The organism is Delftia sp. Cs1-4, from assembly GCF_000214395.1.
Lineage (GTDB): Bacteria > Pseudomonadota > Gammaproteobacteria > Burkholderiales > Burkholderiaceae_C > Comamonas > Comamonas acidovorans.
Genome location: NC_015563.1, coordinates 6,459,016 through 6,484,792 on the forward strand (window position 1 = coordinate 6,459,016; position 25,777 = coordinate 6,484,792).

General features: G+C 69.4%; 26 protein-coding genes. 17 read left to right on the plus strand and 9 right to left on the minus strand.

The features are described from left to right. The first annotated feature begins 4 nt into the window (after window positions 1-4). Both tcuB and DELCS14_RS28390 read left to right on the plus strand, forming a co-directional pair. Window positions 5-1,207 (plus strand): tricarballylate utilization 4Fe-4S protein TcuB, encoded by a 1,203-nt coding sequence (tcuB, locus tag DELCS14_RS28385; protein ID WP_013804647.1) that lies wholly within the window; start codon window positions 5-7, stop codon window positions 1,205-1,207. A gap of 42 nt (window positions 1,208-1,249) precedes the next feature. Then, window positions 1,250-2,230 (plus strand): tripartite tricarboxylate transporter substrate binding protein, encoded by a 981-nt coding sequence (locus tag DELCS14_RS28390; RefSeq protein WP_012202724.1) that lies wholly within the window; start codon window positions 1,250-1,252, stop codon window positions 2,228-2,230. A 15-nt stretch (window positions 2,231-2,245) separates the two neighbouring features. Here the strand turns inward: DELCS14_RS28390 and DELCS14_RS28395 are convergent, their stop codons facing one another. From DELCS14_RS28395 to DELCS14_RS28405, 3 genes are all read right to left on the minus strand, one after another. Beyond that, window positions 2,246-2,749 (minus strand): carboxymuconolactone decarboxylase family protein, encoded by a 504-nt coding sequence (locus tag DELCS14_RS28395; protein ID WP_012202723.1) that lies wholly within the window; start codon window positions 2,747-2,749, stop codon window positions 2,246-2,248. Between the two features lie 147 nt (window positions 2,750-2,896). Then, window positions 2,897-3,883, minus strand: a complete 987-nt coding sequence (locus DELCS14_RS28400) for a tripartite tricarboxylate transporter substrate binding protein BugE (RefSeq protein ID WP_013804648.1) — start codon at window positions 3,881-3,883, stop codon at window positions 2,897-2,899. A 51-nt stretch (window positions 3,884-3,934) separates the two neighbouring features. Beyond that, window positions 3,935-5,164, minus strand: a complete 1,230-nt coding sequence (locus DELCS14_RS28405) for an alpha-hydroxy acid oxidase (RefSeq protein ID WP_013804649.1) — start codon at window positions 5,162-5,164, stop codon at window positions 3,935-3,937. 111 nt (window positions 5,165-5,275) lie between these two features. Between DELCS14_RS28405 and DELCS14_RS28410 the strand changes: the two genes are divergently transcribed. Together DELCS14_RS28410 and DELCS14_RS28415 are read left to right on the plus strand one after the other, a co-directional pair. Continuing rightward, window positions 5,276-6,193 carry a LysR family transcriptional regulator gene (locus tag DELCS14_RS28410; RefSeq protein ID WP_013804650.1) on the plus strand — a complete coding sequence of 306 codons (918 nt, stop codon included), beginning with the start codon at window positions 5,276-5,278 and terminating at the stop codon, window positions 6,191-6,193. A 34-nt stretch (window positions 6,194-6,227) separates the two neighbouring features. Beyond that, window positions 6,228-6,575 (plus strand): helix-turn-helix transcriptional regulator, encoded by a 348-nt coding sequence (locus DELCS14_RS28415; protein ID WP_157158324.1) that lies wholly within the window; start codon window positions 6,228-6,230, stop codon window positions 6,573-6,575. 91 nt (window positions 6,576-6,666) lie between these two features. Here the strand turns inward: DELCS14_RS28415 and DELCS14_RS28420 are convergent, their stop codons facing one another. Next, complete coding sequence (locus DELCS14_RS28420; RefSeq protein ID WP_228676830.1) at window positions 6,667-7,701, minus strand: LacI family DNA-binding transcriptional regulator; 1,035 nt, start codon at window positions 7,699-7,701, stop codon at window positions 6,667-6,669. A gap of 178 nt (window positions 7,702-7,879) precedes the next feature. Between DELCS14_RS28420 and DELCS14_RS28425 the strand changes: the two genes are divergently transcribed. The 6 genes from DELCS14_RS28425 to DELCS14_RS28450 are packed head-to-tail and all read left to right on the plus strand — an operon-like array spanning window position 7,880 to window position 13,947. Further along, window positions 7,880-8,869 (plus strand): substrate-binding domain-containing protein, encoded by a 990-nt coding sequence (locus tag DELCS14_RS28425; protein WP_013804653.1) that lies wholly within the window; start codon window positions 7,880-7,882, stop codon window positions 8,867-8,869. A 13-nt stretch (window positions 8,870-8,882) separates the two neighbouring features. Beyond that, a complete protein-coding gene (locus DELCS14_RS28430; protein WP_013804654.1) occupies window positions 8,883-10,382 on the plus strand; it encodes a sugar ABC transporter ATP-binding protein in 1,500 nt (499 codons plus the stop codon). Then, complete coding sequence (locus tag DELCS14_RS28435) at window positions 10,375-11,409, plus strand: ABC transporter permease (protein WP_013804655.1); 1,035 nt, start codon at window positions 10,375-10,377, stop codon at window positions 11,407-11,409. Before DELCS14_RS28430 ends, DELCS14_RS28435 begins: the two co-directional genes overlap by 8 nt. After that, window positions 11,406-12,443 (plus strand): ABC transporter permease, encoded by a 1,038-nt coding sequence (locus DELCS14_RS28440; protein WP_013804656.1) that lies wholly within the window; start codon window positions 11,406-11,408, stop codon window positions 12,441-12,443. Before DELCS14_RS28435 ends, DELCS14_RS28440 begins: the two co-directional genes overlap by 4 nt. Continuing rightward, entirely contained in the window at window positions 12,440-13,309 is an 870-nt protein-coding gene (locus DELCS14_RS28445; protein ID WP_013804657.1) for a sugar phosphate isomerase/epimerase family protein, read from the plus strand. The genes DELCS14_RS28440 and DELCS14_RS28445 overlap by 4 nt, the downstream gene beginning before the upstream one ends. Beyond that, complete coding sequence (locus DELCS14_RS28450; protein WP_013804658.1) at window positions 13,306-13,947, plus strand: nucleoside/nucleotide kinase family protein; 642 nt, start codon at window positions 13,306-13,308, stop codon at window positions 13,945-13,947. Before DELCS14_RS28445 ends, DELCS14_RS28450 begins: the two co-directional genes overlap by 4 nt. Window positions 13,948-13,969: 22 nt before the next feature. On the opposite strand, the gene DELCS14_RS28455 is transcribed toward DELCS14_RS28450, so the two are convergent. Both DELCS14_RS28455 and DELCS14_RS28460 read right to left on the minus strand, forming a co-directional pair. Then, a complete protein-coding gene (locus tag DELCS14_RS28455; protein ID WP_013804659.1) occupies window positions 13,970-15,571 on the minus strand; it encodes a gamma-glutamyltransferase family protein in 1,602 nt (533 codons plus the stop codon). 18 nt (window positions 15,572-15,589) lie between these two features. Then, complete coding sequence (locus DELCS14_RS28460; protein ID WP_013804660.1) at window positions 15,590-16,597, minus strand: tripartite tricarboxylate transporter substrate binding protein; 1,008 nt, start codon at window positions 16,595-16,597, stop codon at window positions 15,590-15,592. A gap of 153 nt (window positions 16,598-16,750) precedes the next feature. Here DELCS14_RS28460 and DELCS14_RS28465 point away from each other — a divergent pair, with 153 nt between their 5' ends. The 4 genes from DELCS14_RS28465 to DELCS14_RS31070 all read left to right on the plus strand — a co-directional run bounded on the left by DELCS14_RS28465 (window position 16,751) and on the right by DELCS14_RS31070 (window position 19,452). Then, on the plus strand, window positions 16,751-17,671 hold the full coding sequence (locus tag DELCS14_RS28465) for a LysR family transcriptional regulator (RefSeq protein WP_013804661.1): 921 nt from the start codon (window positions 16,751-16,753) through the stop codon (window positions 17,669-17,671). A 453-nt stretch (window positions 17,672-18,124) separates the two neighbouring features. After that, window positions 18,125-18,784 (plus strand): hypothetical protein, encoded by a 660-nt coding sequence (locus tag DELCS14_RS28470; RefSeq protein WP_013804662.1) that lies wholly within the window; start codon window positions 18,125-18,127, stop codon window positions 18,782-18,784. Continuing rightward, window positions 18,777-19,325 carry an ATP/GTP-binding protein gene (locus DELCS14_RS28475; RefSeq protein ID WP_013804663.1) on the plus strand — a complete coding sequence of 183 codons (549 nt, stop codon included), beginning with the start codon at window positions 18,777-18,779 and terminating at the stop codon, window positions 19,323-19,325. The genes DELCS14_RS28470 and DELCS14_RS28475 overlap by 8 nt, the downstream gene beginning before the upstream one ends. Then, the gene (locus DELCS14_RS31070) at window positions 19,315-19,452 is read left to right on the plus strand and encodes a hypothetical protein (protein ID WP_013804664.1); all 138 of its coding nucleotides are present in this window, start codon (window positions 19,315-19,317) and stop codon (window positions 19,450-19,452) included. The genes DELCS14_RS28475 and DELCS14_RS31070 overlap by 11 nt, the downstream gene beginning before the upstream one ends. Window positions 19,453-19,508: 56 nt before the next feature. Here DELCS14_RS31070 and DELCS14_RS28480 read toward each other — a convergent pair whose 3' ends face one another. Further along, a complete protein-coding gene (locus tag DELCS14_RS28480) occupies window positions 19,509-20,222 on the minus strand; it encodes a Crp/Fnr family transcriptional regulator (protein ID WP_013804665.1) in 714 nt (237 codons plus the stop codon). 87 nt (window positions 20,223-20,309) lie between these two features. Here DELCS14_RS28480 and DELCS14_RS28485 point away from each other — a divergent pair, with 87 nt between their 5' ends. Next, a complete protein-coding gene (locus tag DELCS14_RS28485; protein WP_013804666.1) occupies window positions 20,310-22,343 on the plus strand; it encodes an alkyl sulfatase dimerization domain-containing protein in 2,034 nt (677 codons plus the stop codon). Here DELCS14_RS28485 and DELCS14_RS28490 read toward each other — a convergent pair. After that, the gene (locus DELCS14_RS28490) at window positions 22,337-23,068 is read right to left on the minus strand and encodes a uracil-DNA glycosylase (protein WP_013804667.1); all 732 of its coding nucleotides are present in this window, start codon (window positions 23,066-23,068) and stop codon (window positions 22,337-22,339) included. The genes DELCS14_RS28485 and DELCS14_RS28490 overlap by 7 nt on opposite strands. Before the next feature lie 233 nt (window positions 23,069-23,301). Between DELCS14_RS28490 and DELCS14_RS28495 the strand changes: the two genes are divergently transcribed. Both DELCS14_RS28495 and DELCS14_RS28500 read left to right on the plus strand, forming a co-directional pair. Then, on the plus strand, window positions 23,302-24,630 hold the full coding sequence (locus DELCS14_RS28495) for a HipA domain-containing protein (protein ID WP_013804668.1): 1,329 nt from the start codon (window positions 23,302-23,304) through the stop codon (window positions 24,628-24,630). 5 nt (window positions 24,631-24,635) lie between these two features. Beyond that, window positions 24,636-24,959: a helix-turn-helix transcriptional regulator gene (locus DELCS14_RS28500; protein ID WP_013804669.1), complete on the plus strand. Its 324-nt coding sequence runs from the start codon at window positions 24,636-24,638 to the stop codon at window positions 24,957-24,959. On the opposite strand, the gene trpC is transcribed toward DELCS14_RS28500, so the two are convergent. Beyond that, a complete protein-coding gene (trpC, locus tag DELCS14_RS28505; protein ID WP_013804670.1) occupies window positions 24,956-25,759 on the minus strand; it encodes an indole-3-glycerol phosphate synthase TrpC in 804 nt (267 codons plus the stop codon). The genes DELCS14_RS28500 and trpC overlap by 4 nt on opposite strands. Window positions 25,760-25,777 lie beyond the last annotated feature (18 nt).

A 25,777-nucleotide genomic window follows, 5' to 3' on the forward strand; every position in this document is an offset into this window, starting at 1 on the left:
CGAGATGCAGACCCTGAACGCCCTGGCCCAAGAAGCCCAGGACCTGGCCGCCGGCCGGGTCATTCCCATCCTGCCGGTTTCCACCGAAACGGCCGCCGAAGGCGAGGTGGCGCGCGCGCTGCAGATCTGCAACGCCTGCCGCTACTGCGAAGGCTTTTGCGCGGTCTTCCCGGCCATGACGCGGCGGCTGGAGTTCGGCAAGGCCGATGTGCACTACCTGGCCAACCTGTGCCACAACTGCGGCGCCTGCCTGCATGCCTGCCAGTACGCGCCGCCGCATGAATTCGCCATCAACATCCCCAAGGCCATGGCCGAGGTGCGCGGCCAGACCTATGTCGACTACGCCTGGCCGCCCGCCCTGGGGCGCCTGTACCAGAGGAACGGGCTCACGCTGTCGCTGGCCCTGGCCGCAGGCCTGTCGCTGTTCCTGGTGCTGGCCGTGGCCCTGCAGGGCGGCCTGGGCCGGCTGTGGGGCGCCGACCTGGGCGCCAACTTCTACAACCTGTTCCCGCACAACCTGCTGGTGGGCATCTTCGCGCCCGTGTTCCTGTTCGTGGTGCTGGCACTGGCCATGGGCGTGCGCCGCTTCTGGAAGGACGTCAAGCCCGCCACCGGCGGCGTGGACGTGGGCACGCCGGCGGCGGCCGAGGCCGCGCACGACGTGCTGCGCCTCAAATACCTGGACGGCGGCCACGGCGAGGGCTGCCACAACGAGGACGATGCCTACACCCTGAGCCGCAGGCGCTTTCACCACCTGACCTTCTACGGCTTCCTGCTGTGCTTTGCGGCCACGGCGCTGGCCACGGTCTACCACTACGTGTTCGGCTGGGCGGCGCCCTACGAATTCCCCAGCCTGCCCAAGCTGCTGGGCGCGGTGGGCGGCACCAGCCTCATGCTGGGCACCGCAGGCCTGTGGCGCCTGAACCGCAGGCGCCACCCGCTGCATGGCGACGCGCGCCAGAAACCCATGGACCTGGGCTTCATCGCCCTGCTGTTCCTGGTCGCCGCCAGCGGCATGGCGCTGTGGCTGGGCCGCGGAACGCCGGCGCTGGCCCTGCTGCTGTGCCTGCACCTGGGCGCGGTGATCGCCCTGTTCGCCACCCTGCCCTACGGCAAGTTCGCGCACGGCGTGTTCCGCACGGCATCCCTGCTGCGCCACAACACCGAAAAGCGCCAGCCCAGCCCCATCGGGCTGGGCGCCGACTAGCCGCATCCGCCCCGATTCCCAGCCAATGACGGAGACAACCCCATGATGAACAAGCGCAACTTCCTGCACGCCACCGCCCTGGCCGCCTCCCTGCTCGCACTGGCCGCCAGTGCGCAGGCCCAGGACTTTCCTCCCAAGAAGCCCGTGTCCCTGGTCGTGGGCTTCGCCGCCGGCGGCGCCGCAGATGCGGCCGCGCGCCTGATCGCCAAGAAGCTGGGCGAGAACATCGGCCAGAGCGTGGTGGTGGAGAACAAGGGCGGCGCGGGCGGCAACATCGCCCACCAGCAGGTGGCCAACGCGGCGGCCGACGGCTCGGTGCTGCTGTTCGGCTCGGTGGGGCCGCTGACCATTGCGCCGCACCTGATGAAGCTGCCCTACGACCCCTTCAAGGACCTGGCGCCCATCTCGGGCGGCGTGAACTTTCCCAACGTGCTGGTGGTGCACAAGGGCGCGGGCGTGAAGACCCTGGCCGAGTTCGTGGCCAAGGCCAAAAAGAACCCGGGCACGGTGGACTACGCCTCGACGGGCGCGGGCTCGGCCTCCCACCTGGCAGGCGAGCTGTTCAACCAGCGCGCGGGCATCGACATGGTGCATGTGCCCTACAAGGGCGGCGCGCCCGCGCTGCAGGACCTGCTGGGCGAGCGCGTGACCAGCTACTTCGCCGCGCCGCCCACGGCCCTGCCCCACATCGAGGCCGGCAAGCTGATCCCGCTGGCCACCACGGGCCTCACGCGCCCGGCGTACATGCCCGACATCCCCACGGTGGCCGAAGCCGGCTATCCCGGCTTCGAGGCGCTGAACTGGTATGCCTTCGTGGCACCGGGCAAGACGCCCAAGCCGATGCTGGACCGCTGGAACACCGAGATCGTCAAGGTACTCAATGACCCGGGCGTCAAGGAGGCGCTGAACAAGCACGGCCTCACCCCCCAGCCCACCACGCGCGCCGAGTTCGCGGCCTTCATGAAGAAGGAATACGAGCAGTGGGGCAGGCTGGTGAAGGAGCGAAAGCTCTCGGCGGAGTGAGCGGCTTGCAGGCGTTCAGAGCTTGATCGGCTTGCGTGCCACGGGCGCTGCAAAGCCCGCGCACAGGCGGTTCCAGACATTGATGCTGCCGATGGCATAGGTCAGCTCCACCATCTCGCGCTCGCTGAAATGCGGGCGCAGCGCCTCGAAGTCCTGCTGCTCGGGATGGGCCTGGCTCAGGCGCGTGCAGCGCTCGGCCCAGTTCAGGGCGGCGCGCTCGCGCCCGTCGTAGAAATCCACCTCGGGCCAGGTGACGATGCTGTTGATGCGCTGCAGGTCCTCGCCCCGGGACAGCAGTTCGCGCGTGTGCATGTCCACGCAGAAGGCGCAGCCGTTGATCTGCGAGACGCGCAGGAACACCAGCTCCAGCAGCTGGATGCCCAGGCTGGACTGGTTGAGCAGCGCGTTGATGCCGGCCTGGGCCTTGTACAGCTCGGGGGCGACGGCCTGGAAGTTCAGGCGCGGCGTGGGGGCGGCAAGAGGACGGGCGCCGGTGGCAGCGGAGGACGAAGCGGTCATGGAAAACACTCCTTGAGGGATGTAGCAGCCGGCCGGAATGGCGGGCCCATACCTTCAAGACGCGCGGGGCGTGCGCGTTGTGACAGCGTTGGTGAAAATTTTTTCGCAGCCCCGGACCCCATCCCCCATTCCCGCCCTGGCTGGCGCTCAATCCGCCACGATGCGCCGCTCCGTGGCGATCTTGCGGTACAGGGCGTTCTCGGCCGCGATCTCGCGTGCGAACTCCTCGGGGCGGTTGCCGATCACGCGCGAGCCCGTGTCCTCGATCTGGCGGCGCACCTCGGGGCTGGCCAGTGCGCGCTGGGCGGCCGCATGCAGGCGCGCCACGATCTCGGGCGGCAGCCCCTTGGGGCCGTAGATGCCATAGAAGGCGCTGCGGTTGACCGGCTCCAGCCCCAGCTCCTTGAAGGTGGGCACCTGCGGCAGCTGGGCCAGGCGCTCGGGCGCGGCCACCGCCAGCGCGGTGAGCCGGCCCGCCTTGATGAAGGGCAGGGCCGAGGGCAGGTTGTCGAAGACGATGGGCACCTGGCCCGCCACCGCATCGTTGAGCGCAGGGCCCGATCCCCGGTAGGGCACATGCGTGAGCGACAGCCCCGAGCGGCTGGACATCAGCTCCATCAGCATGTGGCCTATGGAGCCCGTGCCCGCCGTGCCGTAGGCATGCTTGCCGGGGTTCTTCTTGACCTCGTCCACGAAGGCCGCAAAGCTCTGCGCCTTGAAGCCCGGATGCACAGCCAGCACATTGGGCGTGGCCGCAATGTTGATGATGGGCGTGAAATCGGTGAGCGGGTTGTAGGGCAGGCGCGGGTTGATGGCCGGATTGGTGGCCGTGGTGGACACGGTGGCCACGCCCAGCGTGTAGCCGTCGGGCTGGGCACGCGCGGCCTCGTGCGCGCCGATGGCGCCTCCGCCGCCGCCCTTGTTGTCCACCACCAGCGGCTGGCCCAGGGCCTCGGCCATGCGCGGCGCGATCGCTCGCGCCACGATGTCGGTGGTGCCACCGGCCGCAAACGGCACGATCAGGCGCACCGGGCGCGTGGGATAGGCGCCGGCATCGGCCGCCATGGCGGCCGGTACGACACCAGCGGCCAGCAGCAGGGCGCACAGGCTGCGGCGTGAAGTGAAGTGGTTCATGGAATGTCTCCTGGGAATGGCTGTGTTTTGAACGGACGGTGGAGGTTTCTGTCAGGCCGATGCGCGGCGCACGATATGCGAGCGGTCCAGCGCGCCGCAGGAGGAGGCGCCCAGCATGGCCAGGTTGCGGTCCACCTCGTCGCGCAGCAGGCCGATGGCGTGCAGCACGCCGGCCTCGCCGCCCACGGCGGCGGCATAGTTGAAGGGCCGGCCCACCAGCACCATGCGCGCGCCCAGCGCCACGGCCTTGAGCACATCGGAGCCGCGCCTGAAGCCCCCGTCGATCAGCACCGGATAGTCCGGCCCCAGGGCCGCCACCACGTCCTCAAGAATGCGCATGGCCGACACCGCGCCGTCGAGCTGCCGCCCGCCATGGTTGGACAGCACGATGCCATCGGCCCCCACGCGCCGCGCCTGCAGCGCGTCCTCCACGCTGAGCACGCCCTTGATGACCAGCGGCCCCTTCCAGCGGCGGCGGATGGCCTCGATGTGGCGCCAGCTCAAGTGGTCGCGTGCCGAAAAGTCGCGCATCACGCTGGACGACATGATGGGCGCGCCGCGCGTGGCAAAGGAGTTCTCGAAATGCGGCATGCCGTGGCGCAGCAGCGTGCGCAGGAAGGTGCCGGCCACCCAGCCCGGGCGCACCATGCCGTCCCAGGCCAGGCGCAGGCTGGGCTTGAGCGGCGTGGAAAAGCCGGTGCGGATGTTGTTCTCGCGGTTGGCGGAGATCGGTATGTCCACCGTCACCACCAGGGTGCGAAAGCCTGCGCGCTCCACGCGGTCGATCAGCGCGTCGATGCGGGCCTGGTCACCAGGGATATAGGCCTGGAACCAGGTGGCCGGGCTCTCGCGCGCCACCTCCTCCATGGGGATCAGCGAAGTGCCGCTCATCACCGACACAATGCCCGCGCGCTGGGCCGCGCGCGCCAGCACCAGGTCGCCCCGGTAGGTGGACAGCGCATTGATGCCCATGGGCGCAATGCCGAAAGGGCTGGCATAGCGCTCGCCGAACAACTCCACGGCCTGCGAGCGCTGCGACACATCGGCCAGCACGCGCGTGGTCAGGCCCCATTCGCCGAACACCTCGCGGTTGTCGCGCAGCGAGGCGTTGTCCTCTGCCGCCCCGGCGATGTAGCCGAAGATGGGCCGGGGCAGCCTGCGGCGCGCGGCCTCCTCGAAATCATGCAGCGACAGCATGCGGCGCAGCACGGCCGGGGCGCGCGGCGCCGGCAGGGCGGATGCCGAAGGCGTGGAGGCAGAGGAGGAAGCGATGGCGGCCATGGTGCGGACCTCGGAATGTTCAGGAACCGGCGCCACTGTAGGCCGCGCATCCATTGAATGAAAGTGGATTATTTAGAATGCACTTGTTCGCTTTTTGCCAATGACAAACCCATGTCCACACCCTCGGTCAAGCAGCTCGAAGCCTTCTGGTGGGCCGCCACCTGCAGCAACTTCGCCACGGCAGCGCAGCGCGTGCACCTGTCCGTGTCCTCGCTGTCCAAGCGCATCACGGAACTGGAATCCGCGCTGGGCCAGCCGCTGTTCGACCGCAGCGGCCACCGCGCCGTGCTCACGGATGCCGGCCAGCGCCTGCTGCCCGCCGCGCTGGAGGTGCTCAACGCCATGGCCGCGCTGGGCCAGGCCCTGGACACGCGCGAGGCGCTGGCCGGCCATTGCCGCTTCGGCGTGGGCGACCTGTCGGCGCTGACCTGGCTGCCGGCCTTCGTGGCCGCCGCACGCCAGGCCCATCCGCAACTGGTGCTGGAGCCCCATGTGGACGTGGGCGGCGTGCTGGAGCAGCGCCTGGACGACGGCGAGCTGGACTTTGCCGTCATCGCTGGCCGCTCCTCGCGCAGCAGCCTGCTGTCCCGCCCCGTGGGCGCCGCACGCTTTGCCTGGGCCGTGGCCCCCGGCCTGGCAGGCGCGGGCCGCCTGGGCGCCACGGCCCTGCTGCAGCGCCATGCGCTGGTCACCCTGCCCCCGCAGGCCGGCACCACGCGCCTGCTGGACGACTGGCTGCTCGCCCAGGGCGCCAGCGTGCGCGAGCGCATCCTGTGCAACAGCTGGGGCGCCGTGGCCGGCATGCTGCGCGCCGGCCTGGGCGTAGGCTTCCTGCCCACCGGCTGGATCGCCGCCCTGGGCCTGCGCGCCGTCGGGGGCGCCCATCCCAAGGCTGCCCTCGCGCCTCTGCACTACGCCTTCCAATGGCGACGCGGCGACGCCCGCGCCCTGATCCCGGCCATGCAGCAACTGGCGCAGGCGCAAGTGGATTTCACGGTGATGCCGGGGTTGGTGGGCGCAGGGCGATGAAGGCAAGGCAGCGGACTATCCGCATGTCTGCGGTATGACCTGGGATCAAGAATCGACGCGACCGGTTTTCCGCAATGTCAAACAACACTTTGTGGGCAAAGTTCTGCACACTCGCCCCATGCCTGAAAGCTCCCTCAACCAGATCCTTGCCGACAACCTGGCCCTCCACATGGAGAAAAAGGGCTTGAAGCAAATGGCGCTGGCCAAAAAATGCGGAGTGGGCCAGACAACGATCAGCCTGTATCTGAGCCCGGATCGGCGCAAGCCGGGCAAGGATGGCAAGGCCGGCTCCGCCAAGCTCACCGAAGTGGAAATGCTGGCAAGGGCCCTGGAAGTGGAGCCATGGGAATTGCTGCGGCCAGCCGGCAGCGGCAATCCGTGAGCGCGCAGGCAAAGCAGCGACGTGATCCACGTCAGCCACATTGCGCAGCAAGACACTGCTGGCGCGCACTGAGCCAGCCGAGGTTTCGCGCCTATGGCGTGGGATGCACGCCCTCCCCCCACTCCACCAACTGCGGCCGCACCTGCACCACCTGCCCCGCGCGCAGGCCTTCGCCGTCGATGGCGCGGAAGGCCTCGGCCATCAGGCCTTCGACGTTCTGGCGCACCATGTGCACCGGAAAGCGCAGGCATTCGGCATAGGGGTCCCAGTCGTAGCTGCCAAAGCTGCATTGCGCCAGTTCCGCATCGGGCAGTGCGCGCAGGAAGCGGATGGCGCCCTGCAGCGTGATGCCCGATGAAAACAGCAGGGCGCGCGGCAGGCCACCCAGGCGCTGGTAGAGCGCTGCCATGGCAAGGCGGGCCGCTTCGGGGTCGTAGCCGCAGCAAATGATGTGCTCGTCCGCCACCGGCGTGTGGGGCGCCAGGGCTTCGCGAAAGCCGGCCAGGCGCTGCTCGGTGGCGTACTCCTTGCGGACGCCGCCCAGAAAGCAGATGGCGTCCTGCGGCGCACCTGCCGGGGGCCTGGAGCGCGCCAGCAGCAGGCGCGTGAGTTCGGCCGCACCCCAGCGGTTGTCGCTGGTGACGGAGGGCGCCTTCTTCCCGGGCAGATCCACGTTGACATGGCGCACGCCGGCCTTGCGGCATTCGGCGCTGATGGCGTCGGGCCGGGTGGCGCCCGTGACGATGAGGTGCTCCACGCGAAAGGCGATCAGCGAGCGCACGGTCTCCACCTCCAGCGCGCCGTCACGCAGCGTGCTGACCACCAGCGGGCACAGGCCGCGCGCGTGGGCCATGCGCTCGAAGGCCTGGGACAGCGCGCCGAAGAAGCGGTCCTCGTGCGTGGGAATCACCATGCCGATCAGCCCCGAGCGCTGGCGGCGCAGGCCACTGGCCTGGCGGTTCACGGCAAAGCTGTGTTCCTGGGCAAGCTGCTGCACGCGGCGCGCGGTCTCCTCGCTGATGCGCCGCGACTGCCAGCTGCCGTTGAGGATGGCGCTGACCGTCGAGGCCGAGGTGCCGGCCAGTTCGGCCAGGTCGTAGATGGTGGAGGTTCGGGGGCGGTTCACGGTGCTCTGCAGGGGGTTGGGACGGGAGCGCTCGGCGGCCATCGTAGCCGCTGCGGCAGCGATTCGGGCGGACCGGCACCGGCACGCAGCAGCGGCCCGGGAAATCCCGCATCGGCAATGGAAGTCCATCTGTCTATAGTTTGCGCAATCGATTGTGCAAAACAGAGGGAGGAGCGCCATGTTCCATGGATTCAGCCGGTTCTCGAGGGCACTGCTGGCCTACACCCTGGCGGTGCTGGCAGGCGCGGCCAGCGCCGAGGATGTGTCGGTGGTGGCCAAGGTCGGGGGCATTCCGTGGTTCAACGCCATGGAGGCCGGCATCCGCAAGGCAGGCCGCGAGCTGGGCATCTCCAGCGGCATGGTCGGCCCCACCGAGGCCGATGCGGCCCAGCAGGTGCGCGCGGTCGAGGACCTGATCGCGCGCCGCAGCAAGGTCATCGCCGTGGTGCCCAACGATGCCAGGGCACTGGAGCCCGTGTTCCGGCGTGCGCGCAGCGCGGGCATCAAGGTGCTCACGCACGAGTCGCCCGACCAGAAGGGCGCCGACTGGAACATCGAGCTGAGCAGCGTCGCGGGCTTTGGCGAGCGCCACATGGACAGCCTGGGCAAGGCCATGGGTGGCGAAGGCAAGTACGTGGTCTTCGTGGGCTCGCTGACCGTGCCGCTGCACAACGCCTGGGCCGATGCGGCCATCGCCCACCAGAAAAAGCAGTGGCCGAAGATGCAGCTGGTGTCCGAGCGCTTCGGCGTGGCCGAGAGCCTGGACGACTCCTACCGCAGCGCCCAGGACCTGATGCGCGCCCACCCTGACCTCAAGGGCTTTCTGGCCTTCGGCAGCCAGGGCCCCATTGGCGCGGGCCGCGCGGTGGCCGATGCGCGCAAAGCCGAGCGCATTGCCGTGGTGGGCTCGTTCTCGCCGGGCCAGGGCGCCAAGCTGGTGCGCGACGGCGTGATCCGCGAGGGCTTCATCTGGAACCCCGCGCTGGCCGGCGAGGTGATCGTGCATGTGGGCAAGATGCTGATCGACGGCCGCGAGCCCACGGACGGCATGGAGATACCGGGCCTGGGCACGGTCCAGGTGGACCCCGAGCGCCGCAACATCCAGGGCCAGAAGCTGGAGCCGATCAACCGGCAGACCATAGACCGGCTGGTCAGCCTGGGCCTGTGAGCCGCGCGCTGCCATGGATGCCACCACAACGGCACTGGTCCGCATGCAGGCGGTCACCGTGCGCTTTGGCGACGCCACCGCGCTGCATGCGCTGGACTGGGACGTGATGCCCGGCGAGGTGCACTGCCTGATGGGCAGCAACGGCAGCGGCAAGAGCACGGCGATCAAGGTGCTCAGCGGCGTGCACGCGCCGCAGCCGGGCGCGTGCATCGACATCGGCGGACAGCCCGTGCAGCGGCTGGACCCGGCGCTGGCCAAGTCCCTGGGCATTCAGGTGATCTACCAGGACCTGTCGCTGTTTCCCAACCTGAGCGTGGCCGAGAACATCGCCTTCGACCAGGCCATGGGCCGCTGGTGGGCGCCCGTGCGCCGCAGGCGCCAGCGCGAGGCGGCCCAGGCCGTGATGCGGCGCCTGGGCATTGCGCTGCCGCTGGATGCGCGGGTGGGCGACCTGCCCATTGCGGGCCGCCAGCTTGTGGCCATCTGCCGGGGCATGGCGGCCCGGGCCAGGCTGCTGTTCATGGACGAGCCCACGGCCTCGCTCACGCGCGCCGAGGTCGATGCGCTGCTGGCCGTGGTGCGCCGGCTCCAGGCCGATGGCATGGCCATCGTCTTCGTGAGCCACAAGCTGGACGAGGTCATGGAGATCGCCGACCGCGTCACCGTGCTGCGCGACGGGCGCAAGCTGGGCACCTGGCCCGCCGCGCAACTGTCGGGCAGGCAACTGGCCACGCTGATGACCGGGCAGGAAGTGGATGAGCGCCTGCATGCGCGCGACATGTCCGCCGCGCCCGTGCTGCTGGAAGTGCGCGGCCTGGGCCGCGACGGCGACTACGAGGACGTGAGCTTCGATGTGCGCGAGGGCGAGATCCTGGGCCTGACCGGGCTGCTGGGCGCGGGCCGCACCGAGCTGGCCCTGGGCCTGTTCGGCATGCGCCGGCCCGACCGCGGCAGCATCCGCCTGGGCGGCCGCACGCTGGCGCTGCGCAGCAACCGCGACGCCATGGCGGCGGGCATTGCCTATGTGCCCGAGGACCGCCAGTCCATCGGCCTGAACCTGCGCCAGTCCGTGCAGGACAACCTGGTGCTGGCCATGCTGCCGCGCCTGTCCGGCCCGCTGGGCTGGCTGCCCGCCAGTCGCCGCGCCGCCACTGCGGCCCAGTGGCGCGACCGCCTGCACATGCGCCTGCCCGCGCTGGACGCACCCGTGCACCAGCTGTCGGGCGGCAATGCCCAGCGCGTGGTGCTGGCCCGCTGGCTGGCGACCGCGCCACGCCTGCTGATCCTCGACTCGCCCACCGTGGGCGTGGACATCGGCAACCGCCAGGGCATCTTCGAGATCGTGCACGGGCTCGCCGCACAGGGCATGGCGGTGATCGTCATCTCGGACGAGGTGGCCGAGGTCCATGCCCACTGCGACCGCGTGCTGCACATGCGCGGCGGGCGCATGGCCGGCGAGTTCGTGCCGGGGGTGCATTCCGAAAGCCAGATCGAGGAGGCCGTCCATGCCTGAACACGCACACGCGCTGCTGCACCACCCCGTGGCCCGGCTGGGCCTGGCCATTGCCGCCATGGCCCTGCTGTTCGGCGCCCTGGCGCCGGGCTTCTGGACGCTGGGCAACTGGATGGACGTGGCCGAGGGCGCATCGGTCACCGCCATCATGGCCGTGGGCCTGCTGGTGGTGCTGGTCGCGGGCGGCATCGACATCTCGTTTGCCGCCACGGCCACGGTGGCGCAGTACCTTGCGGCCCTCGCGGCCACACGCCTGGGCTGGGCACCGGCGGCCAGCATCGCGCTGGGCCTGGCCACGGGACTGGCGCTGGGCGCATTCAACGCCCTGCTCATCCACCGCCTGCGCGCCACCTCCATCATCATCACCATCTCCACGCTGAACCTGTACTTCGCGCTGCTGATGCATGGCACGGGCGGCCGGTCCATCTACGACCTGCCGTCGTGGTGGAGCGATTCCGTGGTGCTGGCCCGCTTCGCGGGCACCGACGGCACAGACCCCGTGCGCCTGACCCTGCCCATCGCCGTGGCCGCTGCGGCCGCCCTGCTGACCGCGCTGCTGCTGAGCCGCAGCGCGCTGGGGCGGCGCCTGTACGCCTTCGGCGGCAACCCCGAGGCCGCGCACCGCATGGGCATCGGGCTGGGCGCCATCCAGGGCGTGGCCTATGGCTGGCTCGGCATGATGGCGGCCATCGCAGGCCTGGTGCAGGCGCACCGCGTGGGCGAGTCGGTGCCCAACGCCCTGGTCGGCACGGAGCTGTTCGTGCTCGCGGCCGCCGTGTTGGGCGGCGCCAGCCTGTTCGGCGGCACGGGCAGCGTGGGCGGTGTGCTGATGGGCGTGCTGCTGCTGGCCGTGCTGCGCAACGGGCTGAACCTGCTGGGCGTGTCGCCGTATTTCTTCCAGGTGCTGCTGGGCGCCGTGGTACTGGCCTGCGCCGCCGCAACGGGACTGCGGCGCACGCAGCGACGCAACCAGCAGCGCAGCGCTGACGCCACCCCTGCAGCGCCTTTGGCGGGGGCCGCGCCATGAACCGCAGCACTGGCGCGCCGCTGGGCCTGATCGCGCTGCTGGCGCTGCTGTGCGCCGTGTTCACGCTGCTGCTGCCCGGCAGCTTCGCCACCCTGGGCACGCTGCAATCGGTGCTGCTGCAAATCCCCGAGCTGGGCCTGCTGGCACTGGCGCAGATGCTGCCGCTGGTCAGTGGCGGCATCAACCTGGCCGTGGTCGCCAGCGCCAACATGGCGGGCCTGGCCATGGCCTGGGTGCTGGTGGGAGGCCTGTCGGCGCTGGGCCTGGACCTGTCGGGCCATGAGGGCCTGCTCATCGCCGCGGCACTGACCGTGGGCGCCCTCGCCAGCCTGCTGGTGGGACTGGCCAGCGGCTGGCTGGTGGCGCGCGTCCATGCGCATCCCATCCTCGTCACGCTGGGCACCATGTCGCTGATCAACGGCCTGTGCGTCTGGCTCACGCGCGGCAAGCCCATTGCAGGCTTTCCCGAGGCCTTCCAGGCCCTGGGCTCGGCCCAGTGGCTGGGCCTGCCGCTGCCGTTCTGGATCTTCGCGGCCGTGTGCCTGCTGGTGGGCCTGTACCTGGGCAGCACGCGCCACGGGCTGGCCATCCGCATGGTCGGCTCCAATGCCGAGGCCACGCGCCATGCGGGCATCGATACGCGCCGCGTGCTGATCGGCGTCTACACCCTGTCCACGCTGCTGTGCTGGATCGCGGCCGTGCTGATGATGGCGCGCTTCAACTCGGCCAGTGCGGGCTACGCCCAGTCCTACCTGCTGGTCACGGTGCTTGCGGCCATCCTGGGCGGCACCGATCCCATGGGCGGCTTCGGCAGGGTGTCGGGGCTGTTCGTCGCCCTGCTCATCCTGCAGGTGCTGTCCAGCGGGGTGAACCTGCTGGGCGCCAATGCCCAGCTCACGCAGGCCCTGTGGGGCGCCACCATGATCGCCGCCGTGGCCGCGCGCCACCTGCTCGCGCGCTGGCGGGGCCGTGCCCGGGCACCCGCCGAACCCTCCCCTTCACTCTCTCGCAGCGTCCACCCGGAGCCCCTATGAACCCCCTCGGCATCCACGCCCTTGTATGGGCCGGCGACCTGTCGCCGGCCTCCACCCGCCATGTGATCGAGCAGACGCGCCAGGCCGGTTACGACCTGGTCGAGCTGTCCCTGCACGGCCCCCGGCTCATGGACCTGGCGCTCACGCGTGATCTGCTGCAGGAGCATGGCCTGGGCGTGGGCTGCTCGCGCGGGCTGACCTTCGAGGCCGATGTCTCCAGCGAAGACCCCGCCGTGGTCGCGCTCGGCCTGGCGCTGCTGCAAGAGGGCGTGGACATCACGGCGCGCCTGGGCGGACGCTATTTCGGCGGCATCCTCTACGGCGCCATGGCGAAATACGGCCACCCCTGCACGCCGCAGGGCCGGCGCAACGCGATCGAGGCCGTGCGGCGCATTGCCGACTTCGCGGGCGAGCGCGGCGTCACGCTGGGCCTGGAGGTGGTCAACCGCTACGAAAGCAATCTGCTGAACACGGCCACGCAAGCGCTGGAGTTCATCGACGAAGTCGGCCAACCCCATGTCTGCGTGCACCTGGACACCTACCACATGAACATCGAGGAAGCCGACCTCGCCGCGCCCGTGCTGGCCTGCGGACAGCGGCTGGGCTATGTGCACATCGGCGAGAACCACCGCGGCTACCTGGGCGCGGGCCACATCGACTTCGCGCAGTTCTTCGGTGCGCTCGCGCAGATCGGCTACCAGGGCACCGTCACCTTCGAGAGTTTCTCGTCGGCCATCGTCAACGAGCAGTTGTCGAACGCGCTGGCCATCTGGCGCCCGATGTGGGAAGACGGCATGGACCTGGCCCTGCACGCACGCGGCTTCATGGCAGACGGGCTGGCCAGCGCGCAGCAGGCACGCGCATGACGGCCATCCTGCCGCCCGAAGCCCTGGCGCGTGCGTTTGCGCTGGCACGCTCCGGCCCCCGCCGCCTGCTGGGCCTGGCGGGCCCGCCCGGCGCAGGCAAGAGCACGGCCTGCGCGGCCCTGCTGCAGGCGCTGGGCCCGCTGGCGGCGGCCGTGCCCATGGACGGCTTCCACCTGGCGCAGTCCGCGCTGCAGCGCCTGGGCCGCGCGCAGCGCAAGGGCGCGCCCGACACCTTCGACTCGGCCGGCTACGTGGCGCTGCTGCGCCGCCTGCACACGCCCGTGGCCGGTGAAACGGTTTACGCCCCCGAATTCCGGCGCGCCATCGAGGAGCCCATTGCAGGCGCCATCGCCATCGCGCCCGGCGTGCCCCTGGTCATCACCGAAGGCAATTACCTGCTGATGGAGGAACAGGATGCGCCGGGCACACACTGGCATGCCGTGCACGCGCTGCTGGACGAGGTCTGGTACGTGGACATGGACGACCGCCTTCGCATCGAACGCCTGACCCGCCGCCACGAACTCCACGGCCGCAGCCCCCAGGCCGCACGCGACTGGGTGGCGCAGGTGGACGAGCCCAATGCGCGCCGCATTGCGGCAACGCGGGGGCGGGCGGATTGGGTGTTGCGCTGGGGGTGAGGCTGCCGGACACAGCCCCCGCTCAGAACGCCACCACGCCCCCATCCTTGCGCGGGTCCGATCCGCCGATGTAGTGGTCGCCGTCGCGCAGCACCAACTGCGCGCCGCCGAAGGCGAAGACGCCATGGCCTTCCTCCACCGTGACCTCATGGCCGCGTGCGCGCAGGGCGGCGACGACCTCGGCGTCGAAGGCCGGCTCCACAGCCACGCCCTTGCCGCCCGTCACGCGCCAGCGCGGTGCGTCGGCGGCGGCCTGGGGGTTCTGGCCGTAGCGCAGCACGCGCAGGGCCATCTGCAGGTGGCCCTGGCTCTGCATGGGGCCGCCCATCACGCCAAAGGCCATCTGGGGCGTGCCGTCGGCGTTCATCGCAAAGGCCGGGATGATGGTGTGCGAGGGGCGCTTGCGCGGCGCGACCTCGTTGGCATGGCCGGCTTGCGTGGTGAAGCCGTGGCCGCGGTTTTGCAGGCTGATGCCGGTGCCCGGCACGACCACGCCCGAGCCGAAGCCCATGTAGTTGGACTGGATGAACGAGACCATCATGCCGCTGGCATCGGCCGCCGCCAGGTAGACCGTGCCGCCCGGGCGCGGTGCGCCGTAGGTGGGCGCGCTGGCGCGCTCGCGGTCAATGAGCGCCGCGCGTTCGCGCAGGTAGCCGGCGTCGAGCAGATGGGCGGATTCGACGCGCATGTGGTCGCCGTCGGCGTTGTATTCGTGCAGGTCGGCCAGGGCCAGCTTCATGGCCTCGACCTGCAGGTGCACGGACTCCACGCCGTCCAGCGGCTCTGCGCCCACGCCCAGTGCGTCCAGCATGCCCAGCGCCATCAGCGCGGCAATGCCCTGGCCGTTGGGCGGGATCTCGTGGATCACCGAGTCGCCAAAGGTCTGCGACACCGTGCCGACCCAGTCGGCCTGGTGGGCGGCCAGGTCGGCCTCGGTCATGGCGCCGCCGCAGGCCTTGGCGTGCTCGGCCATCGAGCGCGCCAGTGCGCCACGGTAGAAGGACTCGCCCTTGGTGGCGGCGATCTCCTCCAGCGTGCGCGCATGGGCTTCGCTGCGGAAGACCTCGCCCGCCTTGGGGGCCTTGCCATCGGGCAGGAAGCATTCGGCAAAACCGGGCTGGTCGCCGAGCTTGGCGCCGCCCAGCGCCCACAGCGTGGCGATGGTGGGCGAGACCGCAAAGCCGTCGCGCGCATAGCGGATGGCGGGCTGGGCCAGTTGCTCGAACGGCAGCTTGCCGAAGCGGCGCGACAGCTCCACCCAGGCCGAGACGGCGCCGGGCACGGTGACGGCGTTCCAGCCCTTCTCGGGGATGCCGCCCAGCCCGGCGAAGTACTCGGGCGTCCAGGCCTCGGGCGAGCGGCCCGAGGCATTGAGGCCGTGCAATTCCTTGCCATCCCACAGGATGCAGAAGGCATCGCTGCCCAGGCCGCAGCCCGAGGGCTCGACCACGGTCAGCGCCATGGCCGTGGCAATGGCCGCATCCACGGCATTGCCGCCGGCCAGCAGCATGGACAGGCCGGCCTGCGCGGCCAGCGGCTGCGAGGTGGAGACCATGTTGCGGCCCAGCACCGAAGAGCGGTGCGAGGCGTAGGGAAGTGTCCAGTCCTTGATGGTGCTTGTCATGTCTCGATGGGGAAAAGGTTAGTCAAGGGTGATTTTGTTTTCTTTGATGACCTGCGCCCAGCGCGCGCTGTCGGCCTGCACCATGGCAGCGAACTGCGCGGGCGTGCGGGGCGATGCGGCCTCCACGCCCTGCTTGGCCAGGCTGGCCACCACCTCGGGATTCTGGATGGCCTTGTTGAAGGCCTGATTGATCCGCGCCACCAGCTCGGGCTTCATGCCGGCCGGGCCATAGACGCCGAACCAGGTGACCGAAGAATAGCCAGGCAGGCCGGACTCGGCCACCGTGGGCAGGTCGGGCGCCAGCGCGCTGCGCTTGTCGCCGGTCACGGCCAGTGCGCGCAGGCGGCCGCTGGCCACATGGGGCATGCCGGTGGGAATGGAGTCGAACAGCAGGTGCACCTGGCCAGCGGCCAGGTCGGTGATGGACTGGGCCGTGCCCTTGTAGGGCACATGGGTCAGCTGCAGGCCCGCGCGTGCCGCGAAGGCCGCCGCGTTCAGGTGGACGATGGTGCCGTTGCCGCTGCTGGCGTAGTTGAGGGCGCCCGGATGGGCCTTGGCATAGGTGATCAGCTCCTGCACATTGCGCACGGGCAGCGAGGGCGTGACCAGCAGGATGCTGGCCGCGCCGCCGATCTCGGCAATGGGCGTGAAATCCTTGTCGGCCTTGTAGGCCAGACGGGTCATCAGATGCGGCGAGATGGCATGCGTGCTGCTGGTGGTGAACAGCAGCGTGTAGCCGTCCGGCGAGGCCTTGGCGGCCTCGCCCGTGCCGATGGTGCCGCCCGCGCCGGGGCGGTTGTCGATGACCAGCTGCTGGCCCAGGTCCTGGGACATGCGCTGCGCCACCACGCGCGCCACGAGGTCGGTGGCGCCGCTGGCCGGAAAGGGCACGACCAGGCGCACCGGGTGCGAGGGCCAGGACGCCTGGCCCTGTGCCACGGCGGGCAGGGCGATGGCGCCAGCCAGGGCACAGGCTGCAGCCACGATGGCGCGGCGTGGAAGTAAAACGCTGGGCAATGCCTTCATGGGCACACTCCTGGACAGGGGTTGGACGGCTGCAGCCGCTGCTCCCCAGCAACGCCGCAACAGGCCATCGTAGAACCCTCTCCCCTTTGCCGCCATCAGCAAATTTGCAAACCTGCGTTGCCTCTGCGGCAAATTGATGACAATCGGGGCGACATGCCCGACGCCCGCCACCTTCTTTTGCAGGACACCGCGCTGCGCTACTTCCACGAAGTGGCGCAATGCGGATCGCTGACCGAGGCCTCGGCGCGGCTGCATGTGGCGGCCTCGGCCATCAGCCGCCAGATCGCGGCGCTGGAGTCGCTGCTGGGCACGCCGCTGTTCGAACGCCACCCGCGCGGCATGGTGCTCAATGCGGCCGGGGAGATCCTGGCCGACCATGTGCGCCGCGCCGGCCTGGACGCCGAGCGCGCGCTGGGCGAGATCGAGGCCCTGCAGGGGCTGCGCAGCGGCCGCGTGCGCATCGCAAGCTCCGACGCCTTTGCCAACGAGTTCCTGCCGCGCCTGTGCGCAGCGTTCCAGCGCGCGCATGCCGGCATCGTCTTCGAGGTGATGGTGCTGCCCACGCCTGCCGTGCCAGAGGCCGTGCGCAGCGGCACGGCCGACATCGGCCTGTGCTTCAGCCGCGCGCCTGAAAAAGGCATTGCCGTGGCCTGCCGCGTGGCGGCGCCCCTGGTGGCCCTGGTCGCACCCGGCCATGCCTTGGCCCAGGCCCGCCGCCTGTCGCTGGCCCAATTGGTACGCCACCCCCTGGCACTCACACCGGCCGATACTGCCGTGCGCCAGTTGCTGGACGCGGCCTGCAGCCGCCAGGGCCTGATGCTGATGCCCGTGATGGAGAGCAACCACGGCAAGACCCTGCTGAACTTTGCAGCCCAGGGCGCCGCCGTGGCCGTGGCCAGCGAGATCGCCGCGCGCCACATGGTGGCCACAGGCGCACTGGTGGCCGTGGCGCTCAGCGACCGGGGCATGGACCTGCGCGACATCGAGGTGCAGACCCTGGCCGGCCGCACGCTACCGCATGCGGCGCAGTCTTTCCTGGAAATGCTGCAGCTCAGGCTGCCCACCTCCTGGTAATCCACCTGGCGCCCTGGCATGGAACGCCCAGACACAAAACACGGCAAGCCTGCTGAATTGGCAATGCATTCCAAGGTCTTGGTTACAACAACCAGATAACTCCTGTTTTTCAGCGTCGCCATGGCTCCGAAAATCCGGAAGCGACAAAAAAACCGCTCAGAGAGTCTGAAGTCTCGCTGCAGGAACGCAATGCGATAGGACTGATCCGAATACATATCGGACGATTCCGAATCACGCTGGCGAACTGCCCGCTCCCGCTCCAAGCGCTTCCTATGATTCGCCCGCATCTCCTTTGAAATCATTGGCATGCGCGGCTTGCTTTGCCGTGCGGCGCATTCAGGACAGGAAACGGCAACGTGATGGGCACAAGGAAACAGGCAGGCCGGAGCCTGCGGGCAAGGCAACTGCAATTGCGGTTGCGGTTGCGGCTGCAATTGCTGAAGGCAATGCGGCATGGATGAGCGTCACACGCTCACCTTCACGCTGCGCGGCCTCGATGACCGCGACGCCAGGCTGTTCCGCTCCTTCGTGCGGCTGGTGGACCACCGCACGCAGCACCGCTGGGAATGGACGGAATCCTCGGCCGACCTGGTGGTACTGCATGAAGGCGTGCACGAGCCGCCGTCCAGCCAGGTGACGCTGCGCGTGGGCCGTCAGCCCCAAAGCACCCGCCCCACGGGGGACTACCTGAGCCTGCCCCTGCGCGCCGACGCGGTGGAGGACTGCCTCAATGCCATGGGCCTGCGCGCCCTGGCCGTGCGCCAGACGGCGTCCGGGCAACGCATGGTGGCGGCCCCCCACCCGGCAGCGGCGACCGACATGCTGGTGCAGCTGCTGCGCTGGCCCCCCCAGCGGCTGCTGACAAGCGCGCACCACATGCGCCTGGCCACGTTGATGACGGGCCGGCCGACCACCTTGCAGGCGCTGTGCCGGCGCTCGGGCCTTGCGCCAGAGATCTGCGCGGCCTTCCTGAACCGCCTCGATGCCATCGGCCTGCTGCGCTGGACCACCACGGCACCCCGCAGCAGTGCTGCCCCGGGTCCCGCCCAGGGCATTCTCGACCGCATCCGCCAGCGGCTTGCCCAATTGACGAGAGCCTCCGTGCATGAGTGAACTGAAGATCCTGATTTGCGGAACCGCGGGCGCGGGCAAGACCGCCGCCATACGCGCCGTCAGCGAGATCGCGCCGGTCAGCACCGACGTGTGCAACACCGGCGCAGCAGTGGACAAGGCCCTGACCACCGCCGGCATGGACTACGGAGAACTCACCCTGGACAACGGCGAAAAACTGTACCTGTACGGCACGCCGGGCCAGGAGCGCTTCGACTTCATGTGGAACATCCTCTCGCACGGCGCGCTGGGGGTGATCCTGCTGATCGACAACAGCCGGCCCGACCCGCTGGGCGACCTGGATACCTACATCAATGCCCTGTCCGCCACGCTGCGCACCACGGCCTGCGTGGTGGCCGTGTGCCGCATGGACCGGCATGGTCGGCCCGACCTCGAAGGATTTGCCCTGCACCTGCAGTCGCGTGGCCTGCTGTGCCCGGTGGTGCCGGCCGATGTGCGCGAGCGCGCGCAGGTGGTGGCACTGATCGAGTTGCTGCTGCTGCAGATCGAAGCCCTGTCGCAGGACAGCCCCCATGCAGAATGACCCCGCCCTGAAGGCGCGCGCCCACCACGAGGGCCTGTTCCTGTACCTGGTGCTCGACAAGGCCAAGGCCCATCTCGCACTGGCGCGGCGCAAGGTGCAGGACGTGGAAGGCGTGCTGGTGGTCTGAAGCAGGCGGCCTGCAGCGCGTAGCGCCGCCTTGATGGACCCTCTAACCGGGCCTTCTCAGAACCGCTCGGCGCACAGCGCCTGCCACTGCAGGATCTCGATCTCGCCGCGCTGCACGCGGATGAGGCCCCGCGCCTGCAGGCCCTGCAGCAGCACGTTGGTGGTCTGGCGCGAGATCGACAGCATGCGCGCCAGCTGCTCCTGCGTGATATCCAGGCGCGGCCGGGCCGGCACATCGTCCAGCCGCTCGCCGTAGCCACGCGCCATGGCCACCAGGCGGCGCGCCAGGCGCTGGGGCGCGGGCAGCAGGGCCAGATCCTCCAGCGCCGCGAAGGCCGCCCGCATGCGCCCCGACATCAGCACGCCCAGGTCATGCCAGTGCGCGGGGTGCTGCTGCAGCCAGTCCAGCAGCGGCTGGCGCGGCACCTGCAGCACCACGCTGGGCTCCATGGCGTGGGCATCGTGGGTGCGCGGCGAACCGTCGAACAGCGCGATCTCGCCAAACCAGGTGGCCGGGCCCATGCGCGTGAGCAGGGCCTCGCGCGCATGCTCGCTCTGGCCACCCACCCCGGAAAAACCGATGCTGCCCCGGACCACGGCGAACAGCCCACCCTCCAGCGCATCGCCGCGCAGGAACAGGGCCTCGCCCGTCTCCAGGCTGCGCGGCTGGGCCAGCGCCAGCAACAAATCGGCAAACTGCGGCGCCAACGCGCTGAACCAGCGGCCGGCGCGCAGCGTAGGCAGGTAGGAAAAGGCGTGGGCAGTTTGCATGAGAGGGGATGTCGGGTGGCTGACAGACACAGCCGGCGGGCCTGCGTATTTTCGCCGCTGACATCGAACATGCCAGGAGACCTTTCCATGCAAGCCTCACACCCCCTGCCCCGCGCGCTGGCGCGCCCTTCCCGCCTGCTGGCCAGCCTGGCCACAGCCGCTTTGCTGGGCGCCTGCGCCCACGGCAGCCTGCCCGTCTCCGACATGGCCAGGCCCCAGCCGGCCAGCGCCGCCACGCGCGCGGCCCAGCAGGCGGCCTTGGCACAGCAGCCGCTGGACGATGCGCAGGCCATGGAGGACGCCCGGCGCGGCCTGATCGCACCGGCCGACACCCTGGTCGTGCGCAATGCCCAGGGCCGTCCCATCTGGAGCATGCAGTCCTATGCCTTCCTGGAGCAGGACCAGGCGCCCGACACCGTGCACCCCGCGCTGTGGCGCCAGGCCCAGCGCAACCGCGTCAGCGGCCTGTTCCGGGTGACCGACAGGCTCTACCAGGTGCGCGGCCTGGACCTGTCGAACATGAGCATCATCGAGGGCGAGACCGGCCTGATCGTGGTCGATCCGCTGATGTACACCGAGACCGCCCAGGCCGCCATGGACCTGTACTTCCAGCACCGCCCGCGCAAGCCCGTGGTGGCCGTCGTCTACTCGCACAGCCATGTGGACCATTTCGGCGGCGTGCGCGGCGTGGTGCGCCAGGAAGAGGTGGATGCGGGCCGCGTGCAGGTCATCGCCCCGGCGGGCTTCATGGCCGAGGCCGTGGGCGAGAACGTGATCGCCGGCCACGCCATGGGCCGGCGCGCGCTCTACCAGTTCGGCATGCTTCTGCCGCGCGATGCCAGGGGACAGGTGGACGCAGGGCTGGGCAAGGCGGGTGCGCCCGGCACCATGGGGCTGATCGCGCCCACGCGCGTGATCGACAAGCCGCGCGAGACCCTGCGCATCGACGGCGTGGACATCGAGTTCGCGCTCACGCCCGGGGCCGAGGCGCCGGCCGAGATGATCATGTACTACCCCCAGCTCAAGGTGCTGAACATGGCCGAGATCGCCGTGCACACCCAGCACAACCTGCTGCCGCTGCGCGGCGCCCAGGTGCGTGACGCGCTGGGCTGGTCGCGCCACCTGAACGACGCCCTGCACACCTATGGCGGCAAGGCCGAGATCCTGATCGCCCAGCACCACTGGCCGGTCTGGGGCCAGCCCCGGCTGCAGCACCTGCTGGCCGGCCAGCGCGACACCTACAAATACCTGCACGACCAGACCGTGCGCCTCATGAACCACGGCTACGTGGGCTCGGAGATCGCCGAGATGCTCAAGATGCCCGAATCCCTGGCCCGCGACGGCGCAACGCATGCCTTCTACGGCCACCTGCGCCACAACATCCGCGCCATCTACCAGCACTACCTGGGCTACTACGAAGGCAACCCGGCCCAGCTGGAGGCGCTGCCGCCCGTGCCCGCCGCACGCAAGACCGTGGAATACATGGGTGGCGCCGATGCCGTGCTGCGCCGTGCGCAGGCCGACTACGAACGCGGCGAATACCGCTGGGTGGCGCAGATCGCCTCGCAGCTGGTCTTTGCCGACCCGGCCAACCAGGCAGCACGCCGCCTGGCGGCCAATGCCTATGAACAGCTGGGCTACCAGATGGAATCGGCCACGGCCCGCAACGCCTTCCTGCAGGGCGCGGCGGAACTGCGCCAGGGCGTGCCCCAGCTGCCCAGGCCCGGCAGCACCGCGCGCGACCTGGTGCGCAGCCTGCCGCTGGAGATGTTCTTCGACTACCTGGGCGTGCGGCTGGACGCGGGCAAGGCCGCAGGCCAGCGCATCGTGCTCAACTGGACTTTCACCGACACCGGCGAGCAGCGCAGCCTGAACCTGGAGAACAGCGCCCTCACCCAGAGCCCGGGCCTTGCGCCCGCCGCCCATGCCAGCCTGCGCCTGACGCGCGCCACGCTGGACGCCATTGCAGGCCAGGAGACCACGATGGCCGAGGCCATCAAGAGCGGCCAGCTGCGCATCGAGGGCGACGCCTCCAAGGTAACGGCGCTCATGTCCATGCTGGACCGCTTCGACAGCGTGTTCCCCATGGTGGAGCCACGCCCCGAACGAGCTGCTCAGTAACCGTGCTGAGCGCGGAAGTCGCGCGCCTTGCCGAAGTGCCCGTTGCCGATGAAGGGCACGGGCGGGCGCAGCGCCGACAGCGGCGAGGGATGGTTGCTGGTCAGCACCAGATGGCCCCGGTCGGCCGGAATGAAGGCGCGCTTGGACTGCGCATGGCTGCCCCAGAGCATGAAGACCACGGGCCGCTCGCCCTGGGCGATGTGCCGGATCACCGCATCGGTCAGCAGCTCCCAGCCCTTGCCCGAGTGGCTGGCCGCCTGGCCTTCCTCCACCGTGAGACAGGTGTTGAGCAGCAGCACGCCGTTCCTGGCCCACTTGACCAGGCTGCCGCCCGGGTTAGGGAACGGCGGGAAGGGCACGCCCAGGTCACGCTGCATCTCCTTGAAGATGTTCTGCAGCGAGGGCGGCATGCGCACGCCCGGCGCCACCGAGAACGACAGGCCTTCGGCCTGCCCCCGGCCGTGGTAGGGGTCCTGCCCCAGGATGACCACGCGCACTTCCTCGGGCGGGGTCAGCTCCAGCGCGCGCAGCGGCTGGGGCGGAAAGATCACCGCGCCGGCTTCCAGGCGCTGGTGCAGAAAGGTCAGCAGTTGCTGGCCTGTGGCACCCGCGAAGAAGTCCTCGACCAGGGGCTGCCAGTCGGGCGCAACGGGCCAGTCGGCGGGATCGGCGGATTGGAGTTGGTCGGCTTGCGCCGGGGCGATTGCGTCGTCTTGAAGGGCCATGGCGGATGGGGGCACCGCCGCCACATGCCGAGGCAGCAGCCTCCCTCAAAAAAGTACAGCTGAAATGCATGGGCGCAAGCGCCATGCCTGTTGGATCACGGCAAGCATACCTTTCCCTGCGGCGGGGAGGTACGTCCGCGTCCAATGGCGCCCCAAAGACAGACAATGGTTACACGGAAAAACATACGAAAAACCTTGAGTCAGCCCAATGCTTTACCTAGAATTTCGTGTAAATGACCGCAAACTGCACTCTACAACTGCACCACTGCAGCGCCTGGCACGACGTCGCGAGCGTGGACCTGCGCGGGCAGCAAGGAGAAGGCTGGAAGGCCAGCACCTACTCGGGCTATACCGTGGACTGGGCGGTCCAGCATGCGGGCGCCACCGATGCCCGCGCCCTTTGTGCCCGTTGGCCTGTAGGGCTGGAGCCCCTGCAGCAGGTGCATTGGCCAGTCTTTCTGATCGACATGCTGCCTCAAGGCTTTGGTCGGCGCGAGCTGCTGCAACGCCTGGGCCAATCTCCCCTGGCAGGTGCGGTTGCCGACTGGCAGTTGCTGCTGGCCGGGGCAGGTAACCCCATAGGAAACCTGCGCGTCAAGGAAGCGGCGCAATGGCTGGGCAACCATGCGGGGGGCATGCGCGGGTTCACCGACGAGGAGGTTGCGCAACGCGGCGACGAGTTCTCCGAGTACCTTGCCTCGCATGGCCTGTTTGTTGCCGGGTCCTCCGGGATACAAGGCGAGTGGCCCAAGGTGCTGCTGACACGCGCCCAGGATGGTCTGCTGTATCTGGACCACACCCTTGCGGACGAGCAGGCGGTGCAGCACTACATCGTCAAGTTCGGACGCGGCACCGACCCGCAGCTGGCCTGCATCCTCAGGCATGAGGCCACCTATATGCGTCTGGCCGCCGATCTGGGACTGCGGGTGCATGCACCGCTGGAGTTGCACCAGCGTGCGCTGTTCATACGACGGTTTGACCGGCAGGTGCGCCAGGGCGCGGTCACGCGACTGGCGCAGGAAAGCATTGCCACGCTGACCGGCATGCCAGGCTTCGAAGCCGTGCCCGACCATGACACGGTCTGCCTGGAGCTGATGCGGCACTGCAGCCACCCGCAGCAGGAAGTGCTCGAATACATCAAACGCGACATTGCCAACCTGGCCCTGGGCAACAAGGACAACCACGCGCGCAACACCGCCGTGCAGCGCGGTTTCGATGGCCGCATCGCGCTCACGCCCCTGTACGACTTTGCGCCCATGTATCTCCACCCGGACGGCATTGCCCGACGCATCCGCTGGCGGGATGAACAGGGCGGCCGGCCCGATTGGGGCCGTGTGCTGGATAGCGTCTGTGCGCTGGCCGCGCAGCTCCCTCGAAAACGCCGGGGCACGCAGTCGGAGCCGTTGCAGCGCGATCCACTGGTGAAAGGCCTCAAGGCCATGATTCCCGCGCTGGAGCGCATCGCCGCAGACGGTCTGGCGCTAGGGCTGGAGCCCGAGGTTCTCGACCACCTGCGTCCCGCCCTCCTGGCACGTGCGCAGGAGCTCGCTGCGCTGCGCTGAAGACCATGGACAAGCGTTTCACCCCCATTCCCATTGCCCAGCAGCTGGAGCTGCGCAGGCAGGCCATTGACGATGTGCTGGCCCACCCCGAATGGTCTTTGCCGCAGGCCGTGCGGCATCTGAAGAAGACCATGCGGCTGACCACGACCGAGATGGCCAAGCTTTGCGGCGTTTCCTATAGAACGCTGCAGGACATCGAGCAGGAGCGCAGCGAAGGCAGCGTGCAGACCATGAACCGCATCTTGGCCATGCTGGGGCTCAAGCTCGGGGTGGTGCGCATCGTGCGGACCCCGGATTCACCGGCCGGCCCGCACAACGACGCGTCTTAGGCAAACAGCTTGGCCAGCGCCTCTCCCGGCTCCTTGGCGCGCATGAAGGCCTCGCCCACCAGGAAGCTGTGGATGCCGGCATCGCGCATGGCCTTGACGTCCTCGCGGCTGCCGATGCCCGACTCGGTGACCAGCAGGCGGTCGGCGGGCACGTTCTTTTGCAGGTCCAGCGTGGTCTGGATGCTGACCTCGAAGCTGCGCAGGTTGCGGTTGTTGATGCCCACCAGCGGCGTCTTGAGCCGCAGGGCGCGGTCCAGCTCGGCGCCGTCATGGACCTCGACCAGCACGGCCATGTCCAGGCTGTGGGCGATCTGTTCCATCTCGGCCATCTGCGCGTCGTCCAGGCAGGCGGCGATCAGCAGCACGCAGTCGGCGCCCATGGCCCGCGATTCGTAGATCTGGTAGGGATCGACCATGAAATCCTTGCGCAGCACGGGCAGGTGGCAGCTGGCGCGCGCCTGCTTGAGATAGTCCACGCTGCCCTGGAAGAACTGCTTGTCGGTCAGCACCGAGAGGCAGGCGGCGCTGACGCCCTTGCCGTCGCCATCGGCATAGCTTTGCGCGATGTCGGCGGGGATGAAGTCCTCGCGGATCACGCCCTTGCTGGGGCTGGCCTTCTTGATCTCGGCGATCACGCCGGCATGGCTGGCGGCGATCTTGGCGCGCAGCGCGCCCACGAAGTCGCGCGTGAGCACGCGGCTTTCGGCGTCGCGGCGCATGTCCGCGAAGGGCATGCGCTTCTGGGCGGCGGCCACTTCCTGCACTTTCACGTCGCAGATTTGCTTGAGGATGTCGGACACGTTGCTTTCCTTGGTTTC

Coding starts and splice junctions, on each gene's coding strand:
- tcuB (WP_013804647.1), top strand. CDS start 5: ATGCAGACCCTGAACGCCCTGGCCCAAGAAGCCCAGGACCTGGCCGCC.
- DELCS14_RS28390 (WP_012202724.1), top strand. CDS start 1,250: ATGATGAACAAGCGCAACTTCCTGCACGCCACCGCCCTGGCCGCCTCC.
- DELCS14_RS28395 (WP_012202723.1), bottom strand. CDS start 2,749: ATGACCGCTTCGTCCTCCGCTGCCACCGGCGCCCGTCCTCTTGCCGCC.
- DELCS14_RS28400 (WP_013804648.1), bottom strand. CDS start 3,883: ATGAACCACTTCACTTCACGCCGCAGCCTGTGCGCCCTGCTGCTGGCC.
- DELCS14_RS28405 (WP_013804649.1), bottom strand. CDS start 5,164: ATGGCCGCCATCGCTTCCTCCTCTGCCTCCACGCCTTCGGCATCCGCC.
- DELCS14_RS28410 (WP_013804650.1), top strand. CDS start 5,276: ATGTCCACACCCTCGGTCAAGCAGCTCGAAGCCTTCTGGTGGGCCGCC.
- DELCS14_RS28415 (WP_157158324.1), top strand. CDS start 6,228: ATGACCTGGGATCAAGAATCGACGCGACCGGTTTTCCGCAATGTCAAA.
- DELCS14_RS28425 (WP_013804653.1), top strand. CDS start 7,880: ATGTTCCATGGATTCAGCCGGTTCTCGAGGGCACTGCTGGCCTACACC.
- DELCS14_RS28430 (WP_013804654.1), top strand. CDS start 8,883: ATGGATGCCACCACAACGGCACTGGTCCGCATGCAGGCGGTCACCGTG.
- DELCS14_RS28435 (WP_013804655.1), top strand. CDS start 10,375: ATGCCTGAACACGCACACGCGCTGCTGCACCACCCCGTGGCCCGGCTG.
- DELCS14_RS28440 (WP_013804656.1), top strand. CDS start 11,406: ATGAACCGCAGCACTGGCGCGCCGCTGGGCCTGATCGCGCTGCTGGCG.
- DELCS14_RS28445 (WP_013804657.1), top strand. CDS start 12,440: ATGAACCCCCTCGGCATCCACGCCCTTGTATGGGCCGGCGACCTGTCG.
- DELCS14_RS28450 (WP_013804658.1), top strand. CDS start 13,306: ATGACGGCCATCCTGCCGCCCGAAGCCCTGGCGCGTGCGTTTGCGCTG.
- DELCS14_RS28455 (WP_013804659.1), bottom strand. CDS start 15,571: ATGACAAGCACCATCAAGGACTGGACACTTCCCTACGCCTCGCACCGC.
- DELCS14_RS28460 (WP_013804660.1), bottom strand. CDS start 16,597: ATGAAGGCATTGCCCAGCGTTTTACTTCCACGCCGCGCCATCGTGGCT.
- DELCS14_RS28465 (WP_013804661.1), top strand. CDS start 16,751: ATGCCCGACGCCCGCCACCTTCTTTTGCAGGACACCGCGCTGCGCTAC.
- DELCS14_RS28470 (WP_013804662.1), top strand. CDS start 18,125: ATGGATGAGCGTCACACGCTCACCTTCACGCTGCGCGGCCTCGATGAC.
- DELCS14_RS28475 (WP_013804663.1), top strand. CDS start 18,777: ATGAGTGAACTGAAGATCCTGATTTGCGGAACCGCGGGCGCGGGCAAG.
- DELCS14_RS31070 (WP_013804664.1), top strand. CDS start 19,315: ATGCAGAATGACCCCGCCCTGAAGGCGCGCGCCCACCACGAGGGCCTG.
- DELCS14_RS28480 (WP_013804665.1), bottom strand. CDS start 20,222: ATGCAAACTGCCCACGCCTTTTCCTACCTGCCTACGCTGCGCGCCGGC.
- DELCS14_RS28485 (WP_013804666.1), top strand. CDS start 20,310: ATGCAAGCCTCACACCCCCTGCCCCGCGCGCTGGCGCGCCCTTCCCGC.
- DELCS14_RS28490 (WP_013804667.1), bottom strand. CDS start 23,068: ATGGCCCTTCAAGACGACGCAATCGCCCCGGCGCAAGCCGACCAACTC.
- DELCS14_RS28495 (WP_013804668.1), top strand. CDS start 23,302: ATGACCGCAAACTGCACTCTACAACTGCACCACTGCAGCGCCTGGCAC.
- DELCS14_RS28500 (WP_013804669.1), top strand. CDS start 24,636: ATGGACAAGCGTTTCACCCCCATTCCCATTGCCCAGCAGCTGGAGCTG.